This is a genomic window from Lewinella cohaerens DSM 23179, from assembly GCF_000379805.1.
GTDB classification, from domain to species: domain Bacteria; phylum Bacteroidota; class Bacteroidia; order Chitinophagales; family Saprospiraceae; genus Lewinella; species Lewinella cohaerens.
This window is the reverse complement of sequence record NZ_KB903544.1, coordinates 77506-98314: the sequence shown is the minus strand read 5'-3', so window position 1 is coordinate 98314 and position 20809 is coordinate 77506. Positions and strand designations below refer to the sequence as shown.

The following is a 20809-nucleotide window of genomic DNA, read 5'->3' as shown; positions in this document are numbered from 1 at the left end:
TTGAAACCAAAATCGCTTTTTATTTTCGTGCTGTCTCTAATACAAAGTACCAAGTACCTTGTACCAAATACCTTTTACAACATTGGTGCAATGACCAAAGCTACTACTGACATCAACTTCAGCAAGATGTTCAGTGAAGGACCAGAAGTATCCTTGAACGGATCACCTACGGTGTCACCTACTACGGTTGCTTTGTGTGCATCAGAACCTTTGTAGTGCATTTCGCCATTGATGCTAACGCCTTCTTCAAACATCTTCTTGGCGTTGTCCCATGCTCCACCAGCATTAGACTGGAAGATGGCCATCAATACACCGGTAACGGTTACACCCGCTAGCAAACCACCAAGCATTTGTGCTCCCATGGCGCTACCCAAACCAATAAGGCCAGGCGTAATACCTACCACTACAGGGGCAAGTACCGCCAAAAGACCCGGACGTACCATCTCGCGGATAGACGCAGCGGTAGAAATCTCTACACACTTGTCGTACTCCGCTTTACCGTCGGCAGCATCAAAAGTATCTTGATCCGCTTTGTTCCAGTCTTTGTATTCCTTATCGCCGTTATTTCTCATTACAGCAAGTGCTGCTTTCAACTCAGGGATATCAGCAAACTGGCGACGTACTTCCTGGATCATATCCATTGCAGCACGGCCAACTGCTCCCATTGAAAGGGCAGAGAACAAGAATGGTAACATACCACCTACAAACAACATAGACATAACGTAAGGATTGGTCAAATCAATCCCTGTAAGCTGTGCATCAGGGTGGCTCAAGTTATAAGCAGTGATGAAGGCAGCAAAGAGTGCCAGTGCCGTAAGGGCAGCAGAACCAATCGCAAAACCTTTACCAATAGCTGCGGTAGTGTTACCTACAGCATCCAACTTATCGGTGCGTCCACGAACTTCTTTAGGAAGGTCAGCCATTTCTGCAATACCACCAGCGTTATCAGATACTGGTCCGTAAGCATCTACTGCCAATTGGATACCCGTATTTGAAAGCATACCTACCGCTGCAATAGCGATACCGTAAAGGCCAGCAAAAGAGTAAGAACCTACAATGGCTACTGCCAAAATAAGGATAGGAATAGCCGTTGACTGCATACCTACACCCAAACCAGCAATAATGTTGGTTGCCGCACCTGTAACCGACTGGTCTACGATGCTCTGTACGGGCTTGGTACCTGTACCTGTGTAGAATTCAGTAACAATACCGATCAATAAACCGCCGGCAAGACCGAAGATAACTGCCCAGAAAACCCCCATGGCAGAGTAATCGAAACCACCAACGCTCCATGTTTCAGGAAGCATCCAGTTGACGATCAGGAAGGTTGCAGCAAGCATCAATGCAGCAGCGATAAACTCGCCACGGTTCAGTGCTTTTTGTGGGTCACCACCTTCTTTTACTTTCACAAAGAAAGTACCGATAATAGAAGTAATAATACCTACACCTGCAAGAAGTAAAGGAAGCAGTACGGCGTTGAGACCATTGAACTGGTTACCAGTGCTAAATTCTCTGGCACCAGAAACGAGTGCTTTGGCAGGATCAGCTATGTTAGGGTCAATTACTGCAATAAAAGCAGCACCCAATACCATTGTACCAATAATAGAACCTACGAAAGACTCGAACAAGTCAGCTCCCATACCAGCAACGTCACCTACATTATCACCTACGTTATCGGCAATAGTGGCAGGGTTTAGCGGGTGATCCTCAGGGATACCAGCCTCTACTTTACCTACAAGGTCAGCACCTACATCGGCAGCTTTGGTATAAATACCACCACCTACACGGGCAAACAGTGCGATAGAAGACGCACCGAAAGAGAAACCAGTAAGTACTGTGATTACTTTATTGATGTCCCAGCCGTCAATAGCATTGTAACCAATAAACAAGCTGCCAAGGCCTAGTACGCCAAGACCAACAACACCCATACCCATTACAGAACCACCCGCAAAGGCTACTTCCAGGGCTCTACCCAAGCTGGTACGTGCAGCATTGGTCGTACGTACGTTGGCTTTGGTCGCAATACGCATACCAAAATAGCCAGCTAATGCAGAACAAATAGCTCCCAGCACGAAAGAAACCGCCACTAATGGGCTAGAGTTTTCGGCATTAGCCGTTACGCCCAGCAAGATAGCGACTGCAACTACAAAAATAGCCAGTACGCGGTACTCGGCTTTAAGGAAGGCCATTGCACCGTCGGCAATGTTCTTGGCGATACGGCTCATACGCTCCGTACCTTCTTCTTGNTTGCTTACCCATGCGGAACGCCAAGCCATGAACAGCAAGGCGAGGATCCCAAAAATAGGGATAGTATACATAATTGTTTGACCCATAATTCTACTGTTTAAAAAGTCGTCGTTTTGTAAAATAGAGGAGCCCCCCCACCGGGTGATGGAGAAGCCCTTTTAATTATTAATCTTCGGGAAAACGCAGGTTTGACCTGCTTTCATTTGCCCGTTGGTTTTCCAAATTAACTTTGCTTTGGTTTAGCAGTCCGCAAAGGTAAGTAATTTTAAGAAGATAGTGTTACTATTGCTCTAGGTGCTGTGTGAGATTTGTAAAAGCTTTGCAGCAAGGGATACTCACACCTAAACGCCGACCCCAGCTACGTTTTTATTCATACGAACTTTCTTTCGTTGTTATTCGGTCATCCATTCCACTTTTTTATTAATATCACCACGCTCACGAGGAAGTGCTGGCGACTGGTGGTGTGCAAGGTAGAACAGGCCGAGGCAACGCTCTCCTTCAGCAAGGTTCAGAAACGGCCCAAGGTGGGTAATCAAGCCAGGGCTACTCCAGTATCCACCCAAGCCGTGCGATGTAGCAGTGAGCCATAGATTTTGCACAGCCATAGCTGTAGCCGCAAGCTCTTCCCATTCGGGTAAAGACTCCGCTGGGTCGCGCTGCATACAGATAGCGATAACGGTATCTGCCTTGATAGGGTTGGTAGAGAGCTTTTTGAACTTTCGCTCAGAAAAGGAAGCCTCCGGCGTAAGCCGTTTATAAGTGCTTCCCAGAAAGTCTGCCAACCGCTGCCGAGCTGCACCGCGAATAACCTTAAAACGCCAAGGCTCCGTTTTCTTGTGATTAGGTGCCCAATTGGCATTTTCTAGAAGATCATCGATAACCTCCTTACTAATTGGCTTATCGGTATACATGGCCGGAAAGATAGAACTGCGACTACTTATTATGGCCCTTACTTGTTCAGGGCTGGGAAGATTACTCATGATAGATTATTTAAGAGCCTGTTTAAAATTCCCTCAATCGGCTGCGCTTGCCAATTTTTGCGCTGCTTTACGTTGAAAATGCTCGCCGATGCTTCCGGCATCGACTCCACTTTTTGCCTTAACCAGCATAAAATTTGGTGGCACTCGCTCGATCAGGAAAATTTAAACAGGCTCTGAGTCTTACTACGGTAGTAAACATACAATCCTTTGTTCTGGTTTTTCGAAAATTCAGCGCAGTTTCTTCAAAGAGTAGAGAGCCGGTAATTTATTTTCAATAATTATTGAAAGTTTTGATAGAAAGGTTTATCTTTGGTTAAGAATTGAAAGAACACCTACTATTTCATCGAAAAACATTGAATTATGAATACGAGCAAAGATGTTTTGGATGCGCCCTTAACAGAAACATTAGGTTCTATAAACAGTAAATCCCATCATACGCCAATGGGTATACTCAAGCTGGATTTTGGCGTAAATGTCGTTTTACTGTTTCTATTCGTTTTAGGCGGGTTAGCCGCTATTTTTGATACAGGGATGATCATGATCGTGATGATTTGTGCCTTTTTCCTCGGCTGTTACCAGTTGTTGAGTGGCTTGATTGGCAGCATACGCGGTAACCGCGAAAAACTTATTTACTTTGTAGCAGCCATCACGTATTTGGCCATTTTAAGCGGAGTGTATATGTATGCCAACACTGCATTTGGTGAGTCTTTTGAAGTAGTTATCGCTATTACTGGTTTGATATTGATCCCGATGGCTTTTGCTTTTTACTATACCAAGCTTTGCTACGATGCACTAAAAGAACAATAGTTTTATGATTAGCAGAACGAGATTAAAAATAGATAGCTTGGTACAATTGCTCTTGGGCGCAGGTAGTCTGGCAGCTTGGGCCACCAACAACTTCGTACTTGCCTTGAGTTTACTTTGGTTGCTATGGCTGTGGCAAACAGGCAGCGCCCTTGAATTGTGGCTCGATTATCGACACCACAGCCGCAAGCCCTACCTCCTACTGGCACCGGTATTATTGGTACTGGCCTTATTTTCCTCTTTTGGAAAATTACTCCTAGCAATTTGCGCAGTAGTCTATATCTGGCATACCGTGCGCGACTACCAAGTCGTACTGCGACGACCACGATCATTCTGGGAACTATAACAATACTGTTATGAGCAATACACGCGTAAGTAAAAAGGAGGAAGTTTTCCTTACGGAACAAACCAGCAAACTCTTCGACCCGCTAGATTTTGCAGACACTTTTTCGACAACTAACCACGAGGATAGTCTGGAAGAAATCTCCAAACGTATTTTTACGCTAAAGTCAAAATGGATCATTGCCCTTTTTGAGTTAAGAAATAAGCTTGTTAGTGTGTTTGGTTTAAAAACAGCTATCCCTTCTGACTATAAGGAAGACTTTGTTGTGGGTGGTTATGTCGGCTTTTTCAAAATATATGCCATCAGTGACGAGCAGCTCATTTTGGGAGCAGACGATAAGCATTTGAAATTTCGGGTAGGAATTCACAACACACATGCAGTAGCCAATAATATAAAAGTCACGACGCTGGTTCAGCTGAACAATACTTTCGGGAAAATTTATATGGCAATCATTGCACCCTTTCATCGGCTGATTGTAAAAAGAATGGTAGGGCAGGGTTACAGTGATGCAGCACCTTCTGCTCGTTGAATAGCTCATAAGTGAAAACAATTGCTTTTCTTCTGTTGTATTAATGGCTTAGTGGTGATTACTAGCAAACATTAATACTTCCATATCATGAAATATCAACTCTTTGGCCGTTCTGGCTTGCGTGTTTCTCCCTTGTGTTTAGGTACAATGACTTTTGGTAAAGATTGGGGCTGGGGCTCCGATGCGGCCACAGCAAAAGAAATTTATGACGCTTTTATGGAAGCTGGCGGTAATTTTATCGACACCGCAGACGTCTACACCGAGGGCAGTAGTGAACGCATTCTGGCCGACCTCATCTCCGCTGATCGCGACCATGTCGTTTTGGCCACGAAATATACCCTTTCAAATACAACTCACAACCCCAACAACAGCGGCAATCACCGCAAAAACCTGGTACAATCAGTAGAGCAGAGCCTCCGCCGCCTCAACACCGATTATATCGACCTCCTCTGGGTACACGCCTATGATTACCTGACGCCCATTGACGAAATGATGCGAGCGCTGGACGACCTAGTTGCTCAAGGCAAAATTCTCTACATCGGCATTAGCGATGCACCAGCTTGGGTGACGGCGCGTGCCAATACCATAGCCGAATTCAGAGGCTGGTCACGCTTTATTGGCAACCAACTAGAATACAACCTCACGGAACGCACCCCCGAACGCGACTTGCTCCCAATGAGTAAGGAACTTGGTCTAGGTGTTGTCGCCTGGAGCCCCTTGGCAGCCGGCATTCTCACTGGGAAATACAACAAGGACAATGGCAAAGGCTCGGGCGGGCGTATGGAAGGCACCACTTCCTACCGCCTCAACGAACGCAACTACAACATCGCCGCCACGGTGGTAGAAATTGCCAAATCCCTGGATATATCTCCGGCCCAAGTAGCACTCGCCTGGATCAGCCAACAGGGGCACATCCCTATAATTGGTGCACGCACGCTCAACCAGTTGAAAGACAACATGGGGTCACTTGACGTAACCATCAGTGCCGAACAAATGCAGCAACTGAACGAGGTGAGTAGTATTGACCTGGGCTTTCCACACGACTTCGTGACACGCCCTGGCGCACAAAAAATGATCTACGGCGGCATGGTCGATCAGATCAAAGGAAACAAACATCCCTTGGTAGGGTAACGAAAAAAACATGGAAGACATTAATTACAACAAGGATCAACGAATCGTCCTAAATCTCCCCGGGTTAACTCAAAAAGACCAACCCGGCAATGAAATGCTGGGAAGTACGGCTGAGGCCAAAAGAGACAAAGGAGAGGTCTCCATGGTTTTCTACTCGGAGGATTACGAACCAGTAACCCAGCCTTCCCCTGAGCAACTCCAAGCCCTGGATTTTATCAAAACCCACGAAGTGGAATTGGTAGAGGCTTTTTACAAGTACACCAAAGAAGTACTGTATCCTAACTACATCGAATTCATTGGCTTTGACGAGATTGACTTCCCCGAAATCAACAGCGCCAAGGATCTAAGAAAATCCTTAGGAATCAACGATATCTATATCTGGCCGCAGCAGAAAGAAGGCGTTTCCTATGTCGCTTATTACTTTGACTTTACCGGCGATTTTGAACACGGGGTCTATCTGATCGCTCACAAAACCCGAATTTTGGGCTGGGAGGAAGACCTGGTTTTGGATAAGATAGAGGCCGATAAATGATGAATACAATCCAACAAGAATTTAAAGACCAAGCTATCTTCCGCTTCCAAGAGAAGAAAGCACATATCGCCAAATGCTTCCAGCAATTGACCGAGCAGGATATGTGGTCGCGACCTAACGCTTCCTCCAACAGCGTAGGTAATATCATCCTGCACCTTTGCGGAAACATCGGCCAGTATATCCTTTCTTCGCTTGCACAGCAACCTGATGCGAGAGAACGTGATCTGGAATTTAGCGCAGAAGGTGGACTCAGTAAGGAGGAATTGCTCGAGAAAATAAGTGCCACCATCGATCAGGCTTGTGCGGCAGTGCTTGCGTGCGGAGAGGAAGAATTATTGCGCGAGCGCGAAGTACAGGGGTTTACCTTCTCAGGACTAGGCGTCATTTTACACGCGGTGGAGCACCTTTCTTATCATACCGGGCAGGTGGCTTATTTGGTGAAATTGCGAAATGATCAGCAAATAGGACTGTACGATGATTTTGATCTGAACACCAAAAACGCGGACTAGCTATTTCCTTAGTACATTCCGTTGTCATTCTCCGCTTGTGCTGGTATTTTCTGAATGGCATCCCCGTGTTCAATGATCTTCCCGTTTTTAGCAAAAAAATCCATGGTAGCGCAGAAAACGCAAGTGCCGGCAGTACTTACGAAACAACCTTAACCCTAACCTTGGGCACTCCTTCCATCATTTGCAAAGCGAATTCGAAGGGTTCACTGACTTTGTCGTCTCCAATTAAAAATTGATTTAAACCGGCAAGAAATGCAGGAAGATTAAGTGCTCTCTGTTCGTTGAGTAAACTAGCCACCTTGAGTGGATAGTTTGCATCAGGGGACTCTTGCTTTTGTTCTCCCTGTTTGTTGCGCACCTTTTTTACCAGCACCTCATTATCTACATCAAAGCCCATTTGTAAGGCTTCTTTGTTCAGAAAGAAATCGAGCGTTTGAATAGGCTTCTCGTTAATTAATTCTCCGGCTTCGTTGAGGTGTCCAGACATGGGGAACATGCACAGCAATACCTCATTGGAGAGTTGGCGTTTTATCAATGGTGCGCGACCTATAGCAGTGGTGTCGTCTTCGTCAAGGAGTTGTGGATAAGCGGCAATATTCATGTCCGGATAATCGCCCACGACTTCCGAACGCAACAGGAAACCGGAAAAGACAATGCGCTTTTTATACGTTGGGGTGGGTAGGTTAAAGCGTTCATTACCACCAACCGATAAAGCCCCCTCAATCAGTGCAATGATCCAGTTGAAATCGAGGGCAAAGAAACGCAGCGAATTTTGTGGCAGCATGGCCTGATGTGGAACGAGGTAATTGAAGGGTACGGCATCCAAGCTGATGAGTTTAATGAGCCACTTGACAATTACGCTATCAAAGGAAAGCCCTTGACAAACTTCGGGAGCATCCAAACAATCAGCGGAATTAGCCAAAGCTTTGACGCAATCTATTATTTTTTGCTGGTTCTCCGAACGCGATTTTGCTCGCAAGAAATCAAGATACTCTCCTTTTTGAAGCTGATTCGTTTTGACAGCTTGTGCCACCCTGCGTTTCAAGCGCTGAATAGCCAAGGCTGCCTCGGTTTGCTTAAGGGTAAGCATACGCCCCAATTGCCAGGCAGCTGCATAGGAAACATGGAGCATTTTGCTACCTGTATCGTCAAATTCCAGGTAATGATCGGAACCATGTGCCATTGTTAAGTTAGGACTGGTGAAGCATTTCGTATTGGGTAACAGCGGACTTCGATACCAGGAAATCGTTTGCAACCCTTTGCGTAAAAAATGGGGTAGCGGAACATATCCCTTATCCGCATAAGCGTGATCAACAGTATAGTTTTCGCCATACATTCGAAAGGCCCGAGCGTCTAGGTTTTGCAATAAATCCCGGAAGACAGGTTTGGTTTTTGCGCAAGTAAAACTCCAACTGTATAAAGAAATAAACTTGACTTTTGAGCTGTCAGAAGCTTCTGGGAAATTAGCCAATGAGACTAAGTGTACAGTACTGGTGCCATTCGTTTTAGGCAAGCGCTTACTGACTACAAAGGCTTTCTCGGAAATGAGTTTATGGTGATTGGTACTATCCGTTTTTTGCCGGATATGGGCCAGGTATCTCAGGTCATCTCCAGCAAGGAGGTTTTCCATTAAGGTTTTCTCTACCTCAATGGTATTTACTTTTTGATCTTTTTCATTAAAATCATCGTCAAGCTTTATTGCTTCCAGTGTTTCTGGGATCACTTCGGGCATTTCAGATTCATCAAACAACAAAAGTGCTATCCAGGGATCGAATTCCGTCCCCGTAGCTTCGTCAGGATTATTCCAAGGGAAGGTCTGTGCTCTGCCTGTCTCCCAGGGGATACTTACCCGCTTCAATGCCAGGTGGGGTAATACGTGGCCGTGGTTGCCGGAGGAACCCGCTGGAGGGAAGACCGAAAGAATATCCTGTGGGGCTATTTGGAAACGTGGGCCATCGATGTGGAATTTTTGTTGCTTGCCTACTATGTTTAAGCCACCTTGCTGATTCGTAGATTGGCTGGTGTTTACTTGATAGTTTCCGCCTCTGAGCTGCGGAATTTGGCTATCAACAAATTGAATCGTATCGCCAGGCTCCGCGGCCTCCATGTTGTTCGTGGGGTCAAATTTCTTGAAGATACAAGCAATGACTTGGTTGATCTTTTCCTGGTAGATTGAATAATCCGCAGATGTGCTCATGAGTGGGTTGGTTAGAAGTATTAGATTAAGCGGGCTGACTTGGGAATGGCGATAAACGACTGTTCCTCAGCAAGGGTAGCCATCTCCTGGTGTGCTGATGTTAAAGGCGGAAAATCATCTGTATTATAAGTCGGAGAGAAGGAAGCCGTCAACAAATCGTAGCTAAAGCGGGCTGGCGGAGCCACCCGATCAGTCGATGCCAATTTTTCGATATCGTAAGCGAGGTTGATTTCTTTAATTTTACTAGAAGCACCCGGTGCTGGATCTTTCGAAAGGGTGATCTCTACACCAGACGTAAGCTCTACCAAAGCATCCTCATTGAGATCCGCTTTTTCCTGGTATTCGCCCCAAAGGGCAGCAGGCATGTTTTTGGAGGTTTGGGTAAAGGTAAAGTCCTCTTCATCGCCTCCGTCAATACTTACCGTTAAGGTGGAATTGGGTTTGTTATCATCGCCCTTTAAGATTTGCATAGGGGCAATACCGAAGGAAGGACCATTGGGTTGCTCCCCTTTTGCATTCACGGACGTAACTGGGACTTCGGTCGTTACCTCCAAACAAAACTCCTTGGGGTTGAGTACCCAAATTTCGTTCACTACCTTCAACAATCCTTTGGTTGGGGTGATGGTGATAACTTTCTCTGGCTCGGGTAGGAAAGCATGGCTAAACTCTGCCCAAGTGAGTGCTGGAGGTGGTTTTGCCTTAGCACCAAAATCAACATCAAAGCTAAAGCCAACGCCCATCACCCGCACGTGAATATCGGCATGGCCGCTAAAGTCAGGCCCCCAAATATGGAGCTTGGCGCCCACATCTACGTGAAACGTTTTTCGGATGGTGACAAAGAGCAGCTTGATCTTGGCGTAGAACGATGCCCGCATGCTCACGTAGGCCACAATGTCGTAATGGAACGGCTCCCACTGAATAAGAAAATCAGCACCTTGCGTAAATACAACGGTGAGCGAACCATTTTTGTAGGTGGCCTTGAGCTCGAAACCCGCCATCCCGTAGGCCGGCGTCATGGCAAAATAGCCTTCGCCTTTTACCGACAGGTGTTTGTCTACCTTCCAGTTGAGCGTAACCCGCGGTACGGAAGGATAGTGGTCGGGTTTCTTGAAGTCTGGGTGATAGCCGCCCATGGTGAGGACGAAATCACCGGCGCGCGCGCCCGTTTCTGGCTCGTCTTTGAACCAGGAATAAAACGCAAAACCGCCCGTGAGCTTAGCATCTTTGGAATAGACGTACGAGTTTTTGGTAATCAGTCCGTCTACTTTAACGATACCAGCATTAGGGTCGATAGCGGCCTTGAGTGCGATTTCCACAAAAACAACAGGATCGGCGGCTTTAGCAGGTAGTGAAAGACGCGACATGCCCAGCACATCAAAGTGGGTGTTCTCCCCAAACGACACCACAAGTAACATGAAAGACTTCACCACATTGAAGGTGCTGAATTTGATGCCTACAGCCAGCATCATTTCGCCTTCTGCCGGAGGAATATTGGCTTCCAGGCCTTGCAGCATGGCCATGGGGTCATTGCGATTGCCTGGCGGGCTGCCCATCGCCTGTGCGATCAACGGAAATGATTCCAGTTCGCTAAGCTTAGGGGAGATAAACCTTCGGTTGTAACCGAAACCCAAAGCTAACCCTTCGACAAAGAAGAAAGCGGGGCCTCCCAACGGATACCCCATATAGGCATACACAAATATGGAGTCCTGTCCATTGATTTTGGCGTAAGCCCCCATTCCATAAATCAAGACCTTCGTAAAGCGAACGGTCACAGCTCCCAGGTATTGATCCGTGACACCGGGTAGCGTTGATGTTCCTTTGGCAAAAGCACCGGCAATTTCAATTTTGCCTTCGCTGTAGCTTATGCCTAATCCATCGAGGCCGAAGCTCGGCATTCCGGGAGGCAAGGCGACTTCCACACCCGCTTTGAGCCCCATCAAACTGAGGGTGATACCACCAAAGGAAATATTGGCATTGACCATAGCCCAGATCTTACCGTCCTTCCATTGCAGGCCAACTTCCTTCAGGTGGGCAGCCCCCACAACTTTGTCGACATCGTACCAAGAGACATCACCACGATCCGTTGCTGGAGCTTGCTCGCTAACACTCCGCTCAGAAGGTAGACTGCGGGTTGACTGATCAGCAGCATCTTCTTCTAGAGCGGGATAAACCAAGGGCATATCAAGGCCACCGGGGCCTGCTAACTCCCCTAGCGCAAACAGTCCTGCCTTAACAGCTTTACCATTTTCGTCGATAAAATCACCCGTAGCGTACCCTGCTTCCCTAATGTCAATTTTCAGGGGCGGGTCTAGCGGCAGATTGATAACCGGCAATTTATCGAGCTGAAAAGGCTCTAATAAGAGCGAGAAACTCTGCGCTGATTGTCCGTCTGCACTGGTGTAAGTACCATAGCGAACCGTAAATTCAACGCCATTGGTCATTGCGGTGGCCGAAATAATAAACCCGGTGGCGAGGCCATCATAGCTCAAGACATCAAAATGGGTGAAGGCCAAATCTAACTGATCGAGGCCCTGAAAGGGAGACTTGTTGTTGCCCAGCAACCCTTCTAAGGTGTCATACAAATCGAGGGGCCTATCATTAAACGATAGGCGACCTAAAAAACGCCCAGCCTCGTCCTCTTCCAGCAAAACGGAAGCGGGTTTATTGAGCAGGGTGACCTCGGCTTTAATCTGCATCGACATGATTAGATGGGTAAGGATTTATCGAAAAAGGAAAACTCAAAAGTCTACTCTGATGCGGGGTTGTGAGCAACAAAAAGATAGACTTTGTCGAGTGAAAAGACATCCCCGTTTCCAGCCAATTTATTCAGGAAAAAATCTGTACCAGGATCCATCTCAAGGGCGACTTGAAACTCGCTGGTCGCGGTATCAATCACCAAGTCGGAAATCTTGACGGATGCTCCTTCTGGCATATCTAAACCCGCAGGTAAGGCATCAAGACCAAAGGCATTTTTCAGCGTAGGAAGCGCCGAGCCATCAATGGTGATACCCGTTTCGGATTCAATCCTAGAGGGTACTTTTGGGTTGGGTTTTAGGCTTACTGGCTGCCCGAGAAAGGTAATTTCTGCTGAAATAGAATAAGACATAGTTTTACTTTTTATGCGTGTTAGAAGAAAAAATTCAAAGTCGAGGTATAGCTCCCGGTGGAACTATCCTCTCCATTAGGTACCGGTCAGGATATCCTGCTGGGTTTCCAGGTTCAGTGATGCGGAGTATTGATCGATGACGTCACTAAATTTATCAAACAAAGGACTGGTATTGAATTGTAGGCAGAGCACCGTTGTTTCCGGGTTTTCTTTCCACTTCAAATCCGTTAGCTCATTATTAGCATCCGGAAGTGCATTCCAGTAGGAGGGCGAAATACGGAGTGTAGTACACAAGCCTTGCTGTAAATCGGCTTTTACCAGTACTGGTCCGGGTTGCACCAGTTTGTGAGTGAACTCTGCTTCCGTTTCCGTTACGGGTTCAAGATTCACGGCAATGGAACCAAAGAGATATTTTGAAGTTGCTGACATGCTTGCTTTTTTTTGAACCAGCGGATAGCCACTGGAGGAGATTCGTTATTTAGGTTCGATCCGCCAAACGAATTCAGGATCGTCCTCTTCATTGTTTCCGTCTCTATTGTATCGGACTTCATAGCAATTCGTTTGGGGTTGGGAACCGGATGCGTACATGTATTTTCTTCCTGCGACGTTACTTTTGATTCTGACCTCTAGTGTCCCAGCCAAAAACTTGACGAGGTTTTTCAATTGGGTCTCATTCAGTTCAGTGTCGCCAATTTTGAGGGTGGTAGCCTGAACTGTACCTTTTACGCTTAGCTTGTTTGAATTATCTGAGTTCTTACCAATGCCTACATTGCCAGTGCTTCTGTCAATATTCAAGCAAATGCCGCCATTTTCCGAATTATAATGATTGGAAATATTGAAACTATTGGGTGGCCAGTTTAAGATTGCCCCAGTTGTATTTGCGCCATTGTAGCCCAGCGAGAAACCGTATAGCCCATTCGCGTTCTCCTGGAAAAATAGTCGTCCGCCTCCTTGCTCGCTTTGTTTCAGGGACATTAATCGGATGCCCTCTAGTTTGCCCGGAGCACCACCAACTAATAAATCACCCTCGGCAACATGGAGTTTTATCTGTGGATCAGAGGTCCCGACTCCGATATTTATACTCCCATTGACTGACAAGTCGTTTTCAATACCTACATTACCTGTACTCCCATCAACCTCAATATTATGTAGGCCACCTTCTCCTCGAACAACCAAACCCTTACCAGAAATATAATTCCAACCATTAACGTAGGGAAGATGGGTTTCGTAATCACCTCTTTCAATGTATAATCCAGTATTCTCTTCGGGAACTCCAATAGCCAGTTTCACCTTGGTACGAATTATTCCAATTCCAACCTGCCCTTCTACCCAGAGGCTATTTTCCGGGACTGCTGTTGGTTCATCATGCCTTCCAATGGATACGGAACCCGCTACTGTAAGTTTATTGTCGCCACTTACGATGCCAATACCTACATTGCCAGTGTCTCTGTCAATATTTAAGCAGATGCCACCATTTTCAGATTCATGATGATTGGAAATATTGAAACTTTTGGCTGGCCAATTTAAAATATCACCATCTGTATTTACGCCATTATAGCCCAGCGAGAAACCGTCTAGCCCATTTGCGTTCTCCTGGAAAAAAATTCGCCCGCCTCCTTGTTCCCTTTCTTTCAGGGACGTTAATCGGATACCCTCTAATCTATTTGGAGCACCGCCAACCAGCAAATCGCCATCAGCAATATGGAGCTTCGTCTTCGGATTATTCGTTCCAATTCCGATATGTTCCTGATCGGCTTGGAATACGCTGGTGCGCAGGAGGGGCGCTTCGAGTACGCCATCCCAATATTCAGGTACGTCGTAGTAGCGGATGTAGATTTTGGCAGTCCCTGCGGGCAGGTTCGTCTTTAGGTTAGCAATCGTTATGGGCAAGCTATCTCCGGGGTTGATGCGGCCAGAGTAGCCTTTCAAGAGGTAGCGAGCAGTTCCCGTTTCTGCTATGCCGGGTAGTTCGACAGGTTTGTCAAAAATTCTTACACTATCAGCTGTCACACTGTCTTTGCTTAGCGCAAACGATTCCGTTTCTGAGATATCCCAGGACACCTCAATCGTGGATTTCTTAAAAACGATGGATTCGTTATGGTCATTAACGAGCGCTAGTACCACCCGGTTGGCAGTGCCATTGTTTAAGAGTTGCCAACCGTCAACGGCTACCTTAATTGGCATATAGCGATCACCAGCGTGGCTGACGATATTGAACGGCTGAGAGCAGAAATACTCATTCAGGTAATTGCTGTCGCGGAGGTACAATTCCACTTTCGGTGAACTGCTTTTCCGAACGACCGGCTTTACCCCACGCATCACGAGCTTGACCGAATGGGGGCGATTAAACGAGACCGATTGCCGGCTCAGACAATAAATGACGAGGCTTTTATCGTCGTTGATGACGCTTTCAATAGACCATTCTCCTTCTAATGCTTTCCTCCACTCGTCATTGACGTAGGTGTAGATATCCATCACCTTCATCTCTTTCTCAATCGAAGAAGGGGTGAACTTAAAGGAAAAGGAAAACGATTCTCTGGATGCGGTGACGGACTCCGAAAAGAGCGAAATAGCAGGTGTGCCCTCTTCGGTGCCAACAATGAGTTCTATGTTGTCGCCGTCTTCGGTATCGTCCTGGATGAACAAAACATCAGACGTATTGCCAGAAGTGTTTTGGAAATGCAGCGCGAGATCTTCATTGACGGTAGGCACCGGTTTCGGGAAATCTATACAATTGACAGATTCACTGCTAATTACTGGTATGTGAGAGGAAACGCCGTATGCATCTTCAATGTCGGTAGTGGTCACGTAAAATATTCCCGAAAAGGTAAATTGTGACGGAGCTTTAGATACCAAAAGAACTCTGCCTATTTGCAAACTCATGTTGTACGACACAAAAGCCCACTCCCCATTCGTATACCTATTCTCCATACCGATTTTCACAGGTTCTTTAAAGAGTACACAGATTCGTAGTTCTCCCCCTGTTTCACCAATGTGCAGGCTAAACACGCCATCTGCTATGCCATAGTTAGTAAAGCTACCATCACTTGAAAAACCTAGCCTAATATCATTTAGCTCAATGTCAGCCAGCTGAATGGTATTAGCAGGCAGGCTTAGGTAAAAGGAACATTGATTAAATCCGGCTTGCCCAGCACCCGACTTCAATGTCCTGGCTTGGTAGTTGAAATTTCTTTGTGAAAGTGAAAGTGTAAGTCTGTTTTCTAATTTGAGGTTGTCTGTAAAGTGATATAATGTGTCATCTACGTTCTTTCCGGCCACGTAATTTTTTGAACGCAATTGGATTTCACCCTTGATTTTTTCTGGCTCAGGAAATGGTACACACGTCACCACAGCGGTATTACCGTTAAGCGTAGGTGATTCCTCATTTTCACAATTAGCAACAATCATAATCTGAAAACGCTCCTGAATATTGGGACTCAACAAAAAACCGGGAAGTGTTGCCTTAAATCCCCAACGGGTATCATTTTGGCTCTGGTAACGTTCCATTGATCTTCCAATGGCACACGCTTTTCGGAAGAGGACGTAGAAGCGTATGTCACTTTCGGTTTCTTCCAGGTACAGATCGTAGGGAATAGTACGACCATTTTCACCTCCCCGCTGATCGTATATATTAAAGGAAAAATTCTCTAGCTGAAATTGATTCAGCTGAATAAGATTAGCGGGAAAGCTGAGGTAAAATGAATATCGGTCGGCTCCAGCGTTTCCATCACCCGATGTCAAAACAGCTTCATTGGCAGTAGCCATCCGAACAATCAACTCAACCTTGTTTTTTAGATCGATATTCTGGTTGGGGAAATGATATAATTCGTTAGTTGAGTTTTTGGACGGATGTGGACGATTGTCCATTTCGATAGTTACACTTTGACGCATCTTGATGTTGTTTTTAGAGGGGAGTCTATTGCTTTACGTCCAATTGTTCCGCAGCCTGTTGCTGTATTTTATTTACCAGACTAAACACCTGCTCAAAGGGCAATTTGCCGAGCGCGCTTAGGATAAGGTTCACTTCTTCTACGGTTAATTCCAGTTTTAATGTTTTTGTATCCATACTGTTTTTTGTTGGTAATGTGTTTTAATTATTTGGTTGTGCCTGTATTTCCGGTTCATCGGTCAGCTCCAGCCAGCCTTCTCGAATTTCGTTGGGCTCGTATTGGGCGTGGGTGCGCACCGAATCGATGCCCTGGTGTTGGTCGAGTAACAACTGCATGATCTGTTGAGTCACCGCAGTGAGGTCGACCGAATCAACTTCCACGATTTGGGCCAGATTTTCCGCCGTCAGTAAATCAAAGTAGATATAGGCTCTGGTATCGTCTTCCAGCGTAAGCTGTTCTTTTGAGGGCAACTCCACCAGGATGTTTTGTGCCAGCCCGTCCACCTCGATAGCTTGTCGTAATTTCTCCCAGAGATCAGGAATCGCTTGGGTGATTTGCTTTTGCGCTGTTTCGTCAGGCCAAGCACTTTTCACCCATTCGTCCCATTTATCAGTGAGGATGTTTTTCAGAACTGTGGCCGTTGCAGGTATCGTCACGGGCGTCGTGGAGTTGAAATAAATCCATTTCCACTGGTATCCGACCTGGTTGGGGACGGGGAATTGCAGCTTGTCTTTGGGCGTAATGATGGGCGACATTAAAAACGTAACCCTAATATTCTTGAGGGCATCGGCATAGAGTGCGGAAGGAATGTCGATGGTCTTTACTGGTAGTACCCCGGAGGTGATATTGAGCTGGGCGCGCGGATCAAATAGCATGGTGAGTAAGTGCGGAGCGTCCGCCGCGCTTTGCCGGATTTCCATCTTCACATGCTGGTTCACAAAGGCCTCAAACCCCGGACCCGTGTTAATGCCTTTTTCTCGGTAGTAATCACTCTTGTACAGATCACCAATCGGAGAATGGAACACACTATCTACATCGGCTTCGTCCACATTGGCATCGTCCCAAAAACCGATCAGGCCATCATTGAGCTGCTGGTAATCTCCCAAACGAATCGGAATCTTCACGTCTTCAAAACCATCGGTATAATGTGCTTCCGAATACTGGTAACCCGGTTCCTTAGAGGCTTGCAAGCTCTCTCGGAATTCTGCCCAACTTTGGTTCATCGCATAATTGCCTTTTACTTCAAAATTGAGCTTGGCTCGCACCAGTGCCATCGGCTGCCCCATGAGCAGGGAGAGCTCCGGGTGCTGTTCGAACGTTTCCGGGTCATTGTGTTCTTGCGCATGGGTGATTACCGTCAGGAAGTGGCCTAAAAAGGTGCCGTCCTTCGCCAATAGATAGTTGGCAAAATTGCGCAGGTGTTGGTTGGGAACCATGTTGTCGTTGGCCAAGCCTGTTGTTCTGGGCGCGGTTGATTCCGGCTTCGGAACAAAAGCTACTTGGTTTCCTTCTACCGTAGTGAGGCTGCCTAGCAGTCCGCCTTCGGTATTGTATAGCATCAGGCTGTCATCAAGAATGTTGTGTACCACCCAACCACAAACCGGGGTGTCGGACGGATTCATTCCACATTCGGCAGTATCGTTTTCACTAGAGAGCCAACGGGTATAGAGTCGGGTGGGTTGAATAAACCGTGGGTACAGAAATGCCTGAATATTGTAAGAAATGGTGTCGGTGTCCCATGGTGTTGGCGCAGTCAGAGTCATCGTTTGGGGAGCGTACACCTTGGTTGGCGGCCCCTCGAAATAATCATACACCTTGCGTTTTTGCCCAAAGGTGTCGATTAAGTTGAGCCGGCTCAGGTTGAAACCTCCTGCCCTGATGGGATTGAAATCATTATTGGGTAAGGGCGATGTAATAGTCGCCTCTCCAATAAATAAACCAATATCTGCGATATAGTCTTTGTATTCGTCAAAAGCGACGGGGTCAATAATCGTAGCCAACTGCAAGGATTGCTTGCGCATAATAAAGGCATCATTAAACCCGCTCAGCCCTTGTGATAGTACGGCCATTTTGCTATCCTGTATATATTCGTAAGCTGCTTTGAGGCCCGGATCCGTCTCGGACATGTTTTCGCTGGCAGCATAAGGAGCCAGTTTATCCGCTAAGAAATTCAGCGCATACGCACTGAGATTGGAAAAGCCGCGATACGTTGAAATGGCTCGTGTCGGGGCAATTTCGTCCTTCTTACTGATGTCTTCCGTAGCTGCGAAATCAGGCTGGCCGGAGGGCAAATCAAAAATATTAGCAAGGTAGTCTGGATGATAAACGCCACCATTTACTGGATTGTCCAGCGGATAAAAGGACGCCTCCCATTCCATCAAAACCGGGTGCCACGGTAATACCTCCGATTGCAATGTTCTACTGGGAATCAGTGCTAGTGCATCAAAGGCCTGAGTCGCCTGGTTGGCGCAGATCACAGCATTGGCTGTTTTTCCCAAGTTTTTGTCTACAGAAGGGCTACTCAAGGTCAGGAGTGCCGGGACTTCATCGTTTACCGCTTCCGGAATGACATCACCCGAAATCAACAGTACTGGGTCATTGGGTTGATGGTAGCGCGTACCCACTTTGGTGGTGAGCCGAATTTCGATGCCAGCCTCGGCCAACGACCGGTTGGCACTATTAAGTTCATCCAGCTCGGTAAGCGCGGCTTTTATGGCCGTTAATACCTGCTGAGCAATGGAGGTGGAGTTATTGGATTTGGCGTTGTAATGTTTGTTTTCAACGCTAAACTTCGCGCCCATTAACCACGCTGTAGCAGTAACCACCAATTGGCCAGTTTCACTCTCAATAACCAAAGGATTCGCAATGGTTTCCTGTTTTTCGTGCTCATTGATGAGCAGCAGGCCGGTATTGTACATCAGCAGATCCAACTCCGGTAGCAAATGCTCGGTGATGAAAACCAGCACCTCGTCAAGATCAGGGTATGCCTCGTGGTGCATCCGGGGCGGATGGGCGGACAGCATGTACTTGTACCAGGAAGCGAAAAGCTGTTCTTGCTTGTCTGCAACGATCGTGCTGCTCCTTTCGTAAACGGATTGCTGCTCATTGAGGTGGCTCAATAACAGTGCTAGGACAGCTAACCTCTGTCCACCTTCAAAAGCTTTGATCGCTTCGGTTTGTTCGTCAGAGATCTTTTGACCGGTCTCTTTATTTACATAGCAGTAATCCCATAAGATGCCGGCGGGAACTGCTCGGGAGCCTTTCGCGTGCCGGGCCTCCGCAAATTTAGCCTGAAGATCGTTTTGCAGCGACTTAAGGGAGTCAAACTGGATGGCTTCCAATTGGTCCTCTAACTGTAACCGTTTTTCACGGTCATTAAATCCATTATAGGTTTCACCCGCCAGAAATGCCGATAGTGCTTCAACACCATTGTTGCCCACGGCCAGCTTTACCGTCAGGTCGGCAGGTGGTGGCTCTAAGGTATCGTTAGAGGCGTTGTAAAACACGATTTGATCAGCTTGGTTGATGGCTTGTTTAGTGGATCGCCAATCGTACCCTAGCGGGTTATTGTCTGCGTCGCCGCCAAAATTCCATCCTACTGCAAGACTACGTTCAAAAAAAGCAGTGCAGCGAACTGCGTCAGAGGTCAGGCTATCATCGGCATCCACTTCTTCAATGACTTCCTTAACGGGCGCTAGTAAGGAGGTGATGGTTTCGGAAATTTCGCTTGTTGCTAATTCTTGGTACCAGCCAATGATTTCATAACCAGCGGTTGTTAGTGCATTGGCGTCATAAAAGCCAAAAACAGAGCGGCAATTGGGGTAGCGAATGGAAAATTCGGGGTCGCCATAAGCAAAAGCAGTAAGGGGTCCGCCAAAAAGAGTTTTCCAGTAATCCCCTTGGTTGCCCGTGCGCTTCCATTGTTCAATAGGGAGTTGCCTGCCAAGATAGCGGAATGGCTGACAGTTACCGGTCTGGTCTAGCGCAAACCCGGGGGCTTGTGCCACGGCAGGATCAATGGGAACCATGGTCGTTACATTGGGTTGCCCCGGCATGGGTGTTTTGCTCAGGAAATCGCTTTCTATAATCCACTGCTCGTTCCCTTTTCTTACGAGCCATCGGTTGGGCGTTGGCAGGTTTTCGCCATCCGTGTTGGCGTGGGTAAATTGAGGCGGAAGTATAAAATGCAGGTGATTGCCTTTACCCAGTGATTTTAGGTTGTCCTGAAAGGGCTCATTGACGACCTTTTCACTAATGAAAGGACTGTCGTCATTGACGATGACCTGCCGATCTGGATCGTACCAAGGTAATTTGCTGAACTCGGCGACCGCAGCGGCGACTGGAGTAGCTACGGTTAGGTGGATTTGCCTAACGCGGAATGGTATGAATATGGTGTTACTCAAAAAGGGAAATGCTTAATCTGATGATCAATATTTGGAAGGTTATTGATTAACCCATCGAGCTTGATCAACTTTGATCTGGTGAATGTATGCTTTTTTCTCCCCAATGGCTTAATTGCCAAATAAAAGTATTTTTTTATT

Annotated in this window: 15 protein-coding genes; 6 read left to right on the top strand and 9 right to left on the bottom strand. The window is 46.8% G+C overall.

Features of this window, described 5'->3' with window-relative positions; all coding sequences use genetic code 11:
* Nucleotides 1-74: 74 nt before the first annotated feature.
* Nucleotides 75-2333, bottom strand: coding sequence for a sodium-translocating pyrophosphatase (locus A3EU_RS0113855; RefSeq protein WP_020536775.1), 2259 nt, complete (start codon nt 2331-2333; stop codon nt 75-77).
* A 306-nt stretch (nt 2334-2639) separates the two neighbouring features.
* Nucleotides 2640-3227 (bottom strand): nitroreductase family protein, encoded by a 588-nt coding sequence (locus tag A3EU_RS0113850; protein ID WP_020536774.1) that lies wholly within the window; start codon nt 3225-3227, stop codon nt 2640-2642.
* A gap of 360 nt (nt 3228-3587) precedes the next feature.
* On the opposite strand from A3EU_RS0113850, the gene A3EU_RS0113840 reads away from it, so the two are divergent.
* The 6 genes from A3EU_RS0113840 to A3EU_RS0113815 all read left to right on the top strand — a co-directional run bounded on the left by A3EU_RS0113840 (nt 3588) and on the right by A3EU_RS0113815 (nt 7075).
* Entirely contained in the window at nt 3588-4034 is a 447-nt protein-coding gene (locus A3EU_RS0113840; RefSeq protein ID WP_020536772.1) for a hypothetical protein, read from the top strand.
* A 4-nt stretch (nt 4035-4038) separates the two neighbouring features.
* Complete coding sequence (locus A3EU_RS0113835; RefSeq protein ID WP_044085912.1) at nt 4039-4377, top strand: hypothetical protein; 339 nt, start codon at nt 4039-4041, stop codon at nt 4375-4377.
* A 10-nt stretch (nt 4378-4387) separates the two neighbouring features.
* On the top strand, nt 4388-4903 hold the full coding sequence (locus tag A3EU_RS30455) for a DUF2867 domain-containing protein (protein WP_020536770.1): 516 nt from the start codon (nt 4388-4390) through the stop codon (nt 4901-4903).
* A gap of 87 nt (nt 4904-4990) precedes the next feature.
* A complete protein-coding gene (locus A3EU_RS0113825) occupies nt 4991-6034 on the top strand; it encodes an aldo/keto reductase (RefSeq protein WP_020536769.1) in 1044 nt (347 codons plus the stop codon).
* Nucleotides 6035-6044: 10 nt separating this feature from the next.
* The gene (locus A3EU_RS0113820) at nt 6045-6566 is read left to right on the top strand and encodes a DUF6985 domain-containing protein (protein ID WP_020536768.1); all 522 of its coding nucleotides are present in this window, start codon (nt 6045-6047) and stop codon (nt 6564-6566) included.
* A complete protein-coding gene (locus tag A3EU_RS0113815) occupies nt 6563-7075 on the top strand; it encodes a DinB family protein (RefSeq protein WP_020536767.1) in 513 nt (170 codons plus the stop codon). The genes A3EU_RS0113820 and A3EU_RS0113815 overlap by 4 nt, the downstream gene beginning before the upstream one ends.
* Before the next feature lie 136 nt (nt 7076-7211).
* Here A3EU_RS0113815 and A3EU_RS0113805 read toward each other — a convergent pair whose 3' ends face one another.
* From A3EU_RS0113805 to A3EU_RS0113775, 7 genes are all read right to left on the bottom strand, one after another.
* Entirely contained in the window at nt 7212-9272 is a 2061-nt protein-coding gene (locus A3EU_RS0113805) for a hypothetical protein (protein ID WP_020536765.1), read from the bottom strand.
* Nucleotides 9273-9292: 20 nt separating this feature from the next.
* Nucleotides 9293-11974 carry a DUF6603 domain-containing protein gene (locus tag A3EU_RS32830; RefSeq protein ID WP_156825763.1) on the bottom strand — a complete coding sequence of 894 codons (2682 nt, stop codon included), beginning with the start codon at nt 11972-11974 and terminating at the stop codon, nt 9293-9295.
* A gap of 44 nt (nt 11975-12018) precedes the next feature.
* A complete protein-coding gene (locus A3EU_RS0113795) occupies nt 12019-12378 on the bottom strand; it encodes a hypothetical protein (RefSeq protein WP_020536763.1) in 360 nt (119 codons plus the stop codon).
* A 75-nt stretch (nt 12379-12453) separates the two neighbouring features.
* Nucleotides 12454-12807 (bottom strand): hypothetical protein, encoded by a 354-nt coding sequence (locus A3EU_RS0113790; protein WP_020536762.1) that lies wholly within the window; start codon nt 12805-12807, stop codon nt 12454-12456.
* Nucleotides 12808-12852: 45 nt separating this feature from the next.
* A complete protein-coding gene (locus A3EU_RS0113785) occupies nt 12853-16269 on the bottom strand; it encodes a hypothetical protein (protein ID WP_020536761.1) in 3417 nt (1138 codons plus the stop codon).
* 25 nt (nt 16270-16294) lie between these two features.
* Nucleotides 16295-16444, bottom strand: coding sequence for a hypothetical protein (locus tag A3EU_RS34575; RefSeq protein ID WP_020536760.1), 150 nt, complete (start codon nt 16442-16444; stop codon nt 16295-16297).
* 24 nt (nt 16445-16468) lie between these two features.
* Complete coding sequence (locus A3EU_RS0113775) at nt 16469-20671, bottom strand: hypothetical protein (RefSeq protein WP_020536759.1); 4203 nt, start codon at nt 20669-20671, stop codon at nt 16469-16471.
* Nucleotides 20672-20809: the final 138 nt, after the last annotated feature.

What these genes read in the sequence shown, in the direction of transcription:
- A3EU_RS0113850 (WP_020536774.1), bottom strand. Translation starts at nt 3,227, where the DNA reads ATGAGTAATCTTCCCAGCCCTGAACAAGTAAGGGCCATAATAAGTAGT.
- A3EU_RS0113840 (WP_020536772.1), top strand. Translation starts at nt 3,588, where the DNA reads ATGAATACGAGCAAAGATGTTTTGGATGCGCCCTTAACAGAAACATTA.
- A3EU_RS0113835 (WP_044085912.1), top strand. Translation starts at nt 4,039, where the DNA reads ATGATTAGCAGAACGAGATTAAAAATAGATAGCTTGGTACAATTGCTC.
- A3EU_RS30455 (WP_020536770.1), top strand. Translation starts at nt 4,388, where the DNA reads ATGAGCAATACACGCGTAAGTAAAAAGGAGGAAGTTTTCCTTACGGAA.
- A3EU_RS0113825 (WP_020536769.1), top strand. Translation starts at nt 4,991, where the DNA reads ATGAAATATCAACTCTTTGGCCGTTCTGGCTTGCGTGTTTCTCCCTTG.
- A3EU_RS0113820 (WP_020536768.1), top strand. Translation starts at nt 6,045, where the DNA reads ATGGAAGACATTAATTACAACAAGGATCAACGAATCGTCCTAAATCTC.
- A3EU_RS0113815 (WP_020536767.1), top strand. Translation starts at nt 6,563, where the DNA reads ATGATGAATACAATCCAACAAGAATTTAAAGACCAAGCTATCTTCCGC.
- A3EU_RS0113805 (WP_020536765.1), bottom strand. Translation starts at nt 9,272, where the DNA reads ATGAGCACATCTGCGGATTATTCAATCTACCAGGAAAAGATCAACCAA.
- A3EU_RS32830 (WP_156825763.1), bottom strand. Translation starts at nt 11,974, where the DNA reads ATGTCGATGCAGATTAAAGCCGAGGTCACCCTGCTCAATAAACCCGCT.
- A3EU_RS0113795 (WP_020536763.1), bottom strand. Translation starts at nt 12,378, where the DNA reads ATGTCTTATTCTATTTCAGCAGAAATTACCTTTCTCGGGCAGCCAGTA.
- A3EU_RS0113790 (WP_020536762.1), bottom strand. Translation starts at nt 12,807, where the DNA reads ATGTCAGCAACTTCAAAATATCTCTTTGGTTCCATTGCCGTGAATCTT.
- A3EU_RS0113785 (WP_020536761.1), bottom strand. Translation starts at nt 16,269, where the DNA reads ATGCGTCAAAGTGTAACTATCGAAATGGACAATCGTCCACATCCGTCC.
- A3EU_RS34575 (WP_020536760.1), bottom strand. Translation starts at nt 16,444, where the DNA reads ATGGATACAAAAACATTAAAACTGGAATTAACCGTAGAAGAAGTGAAC.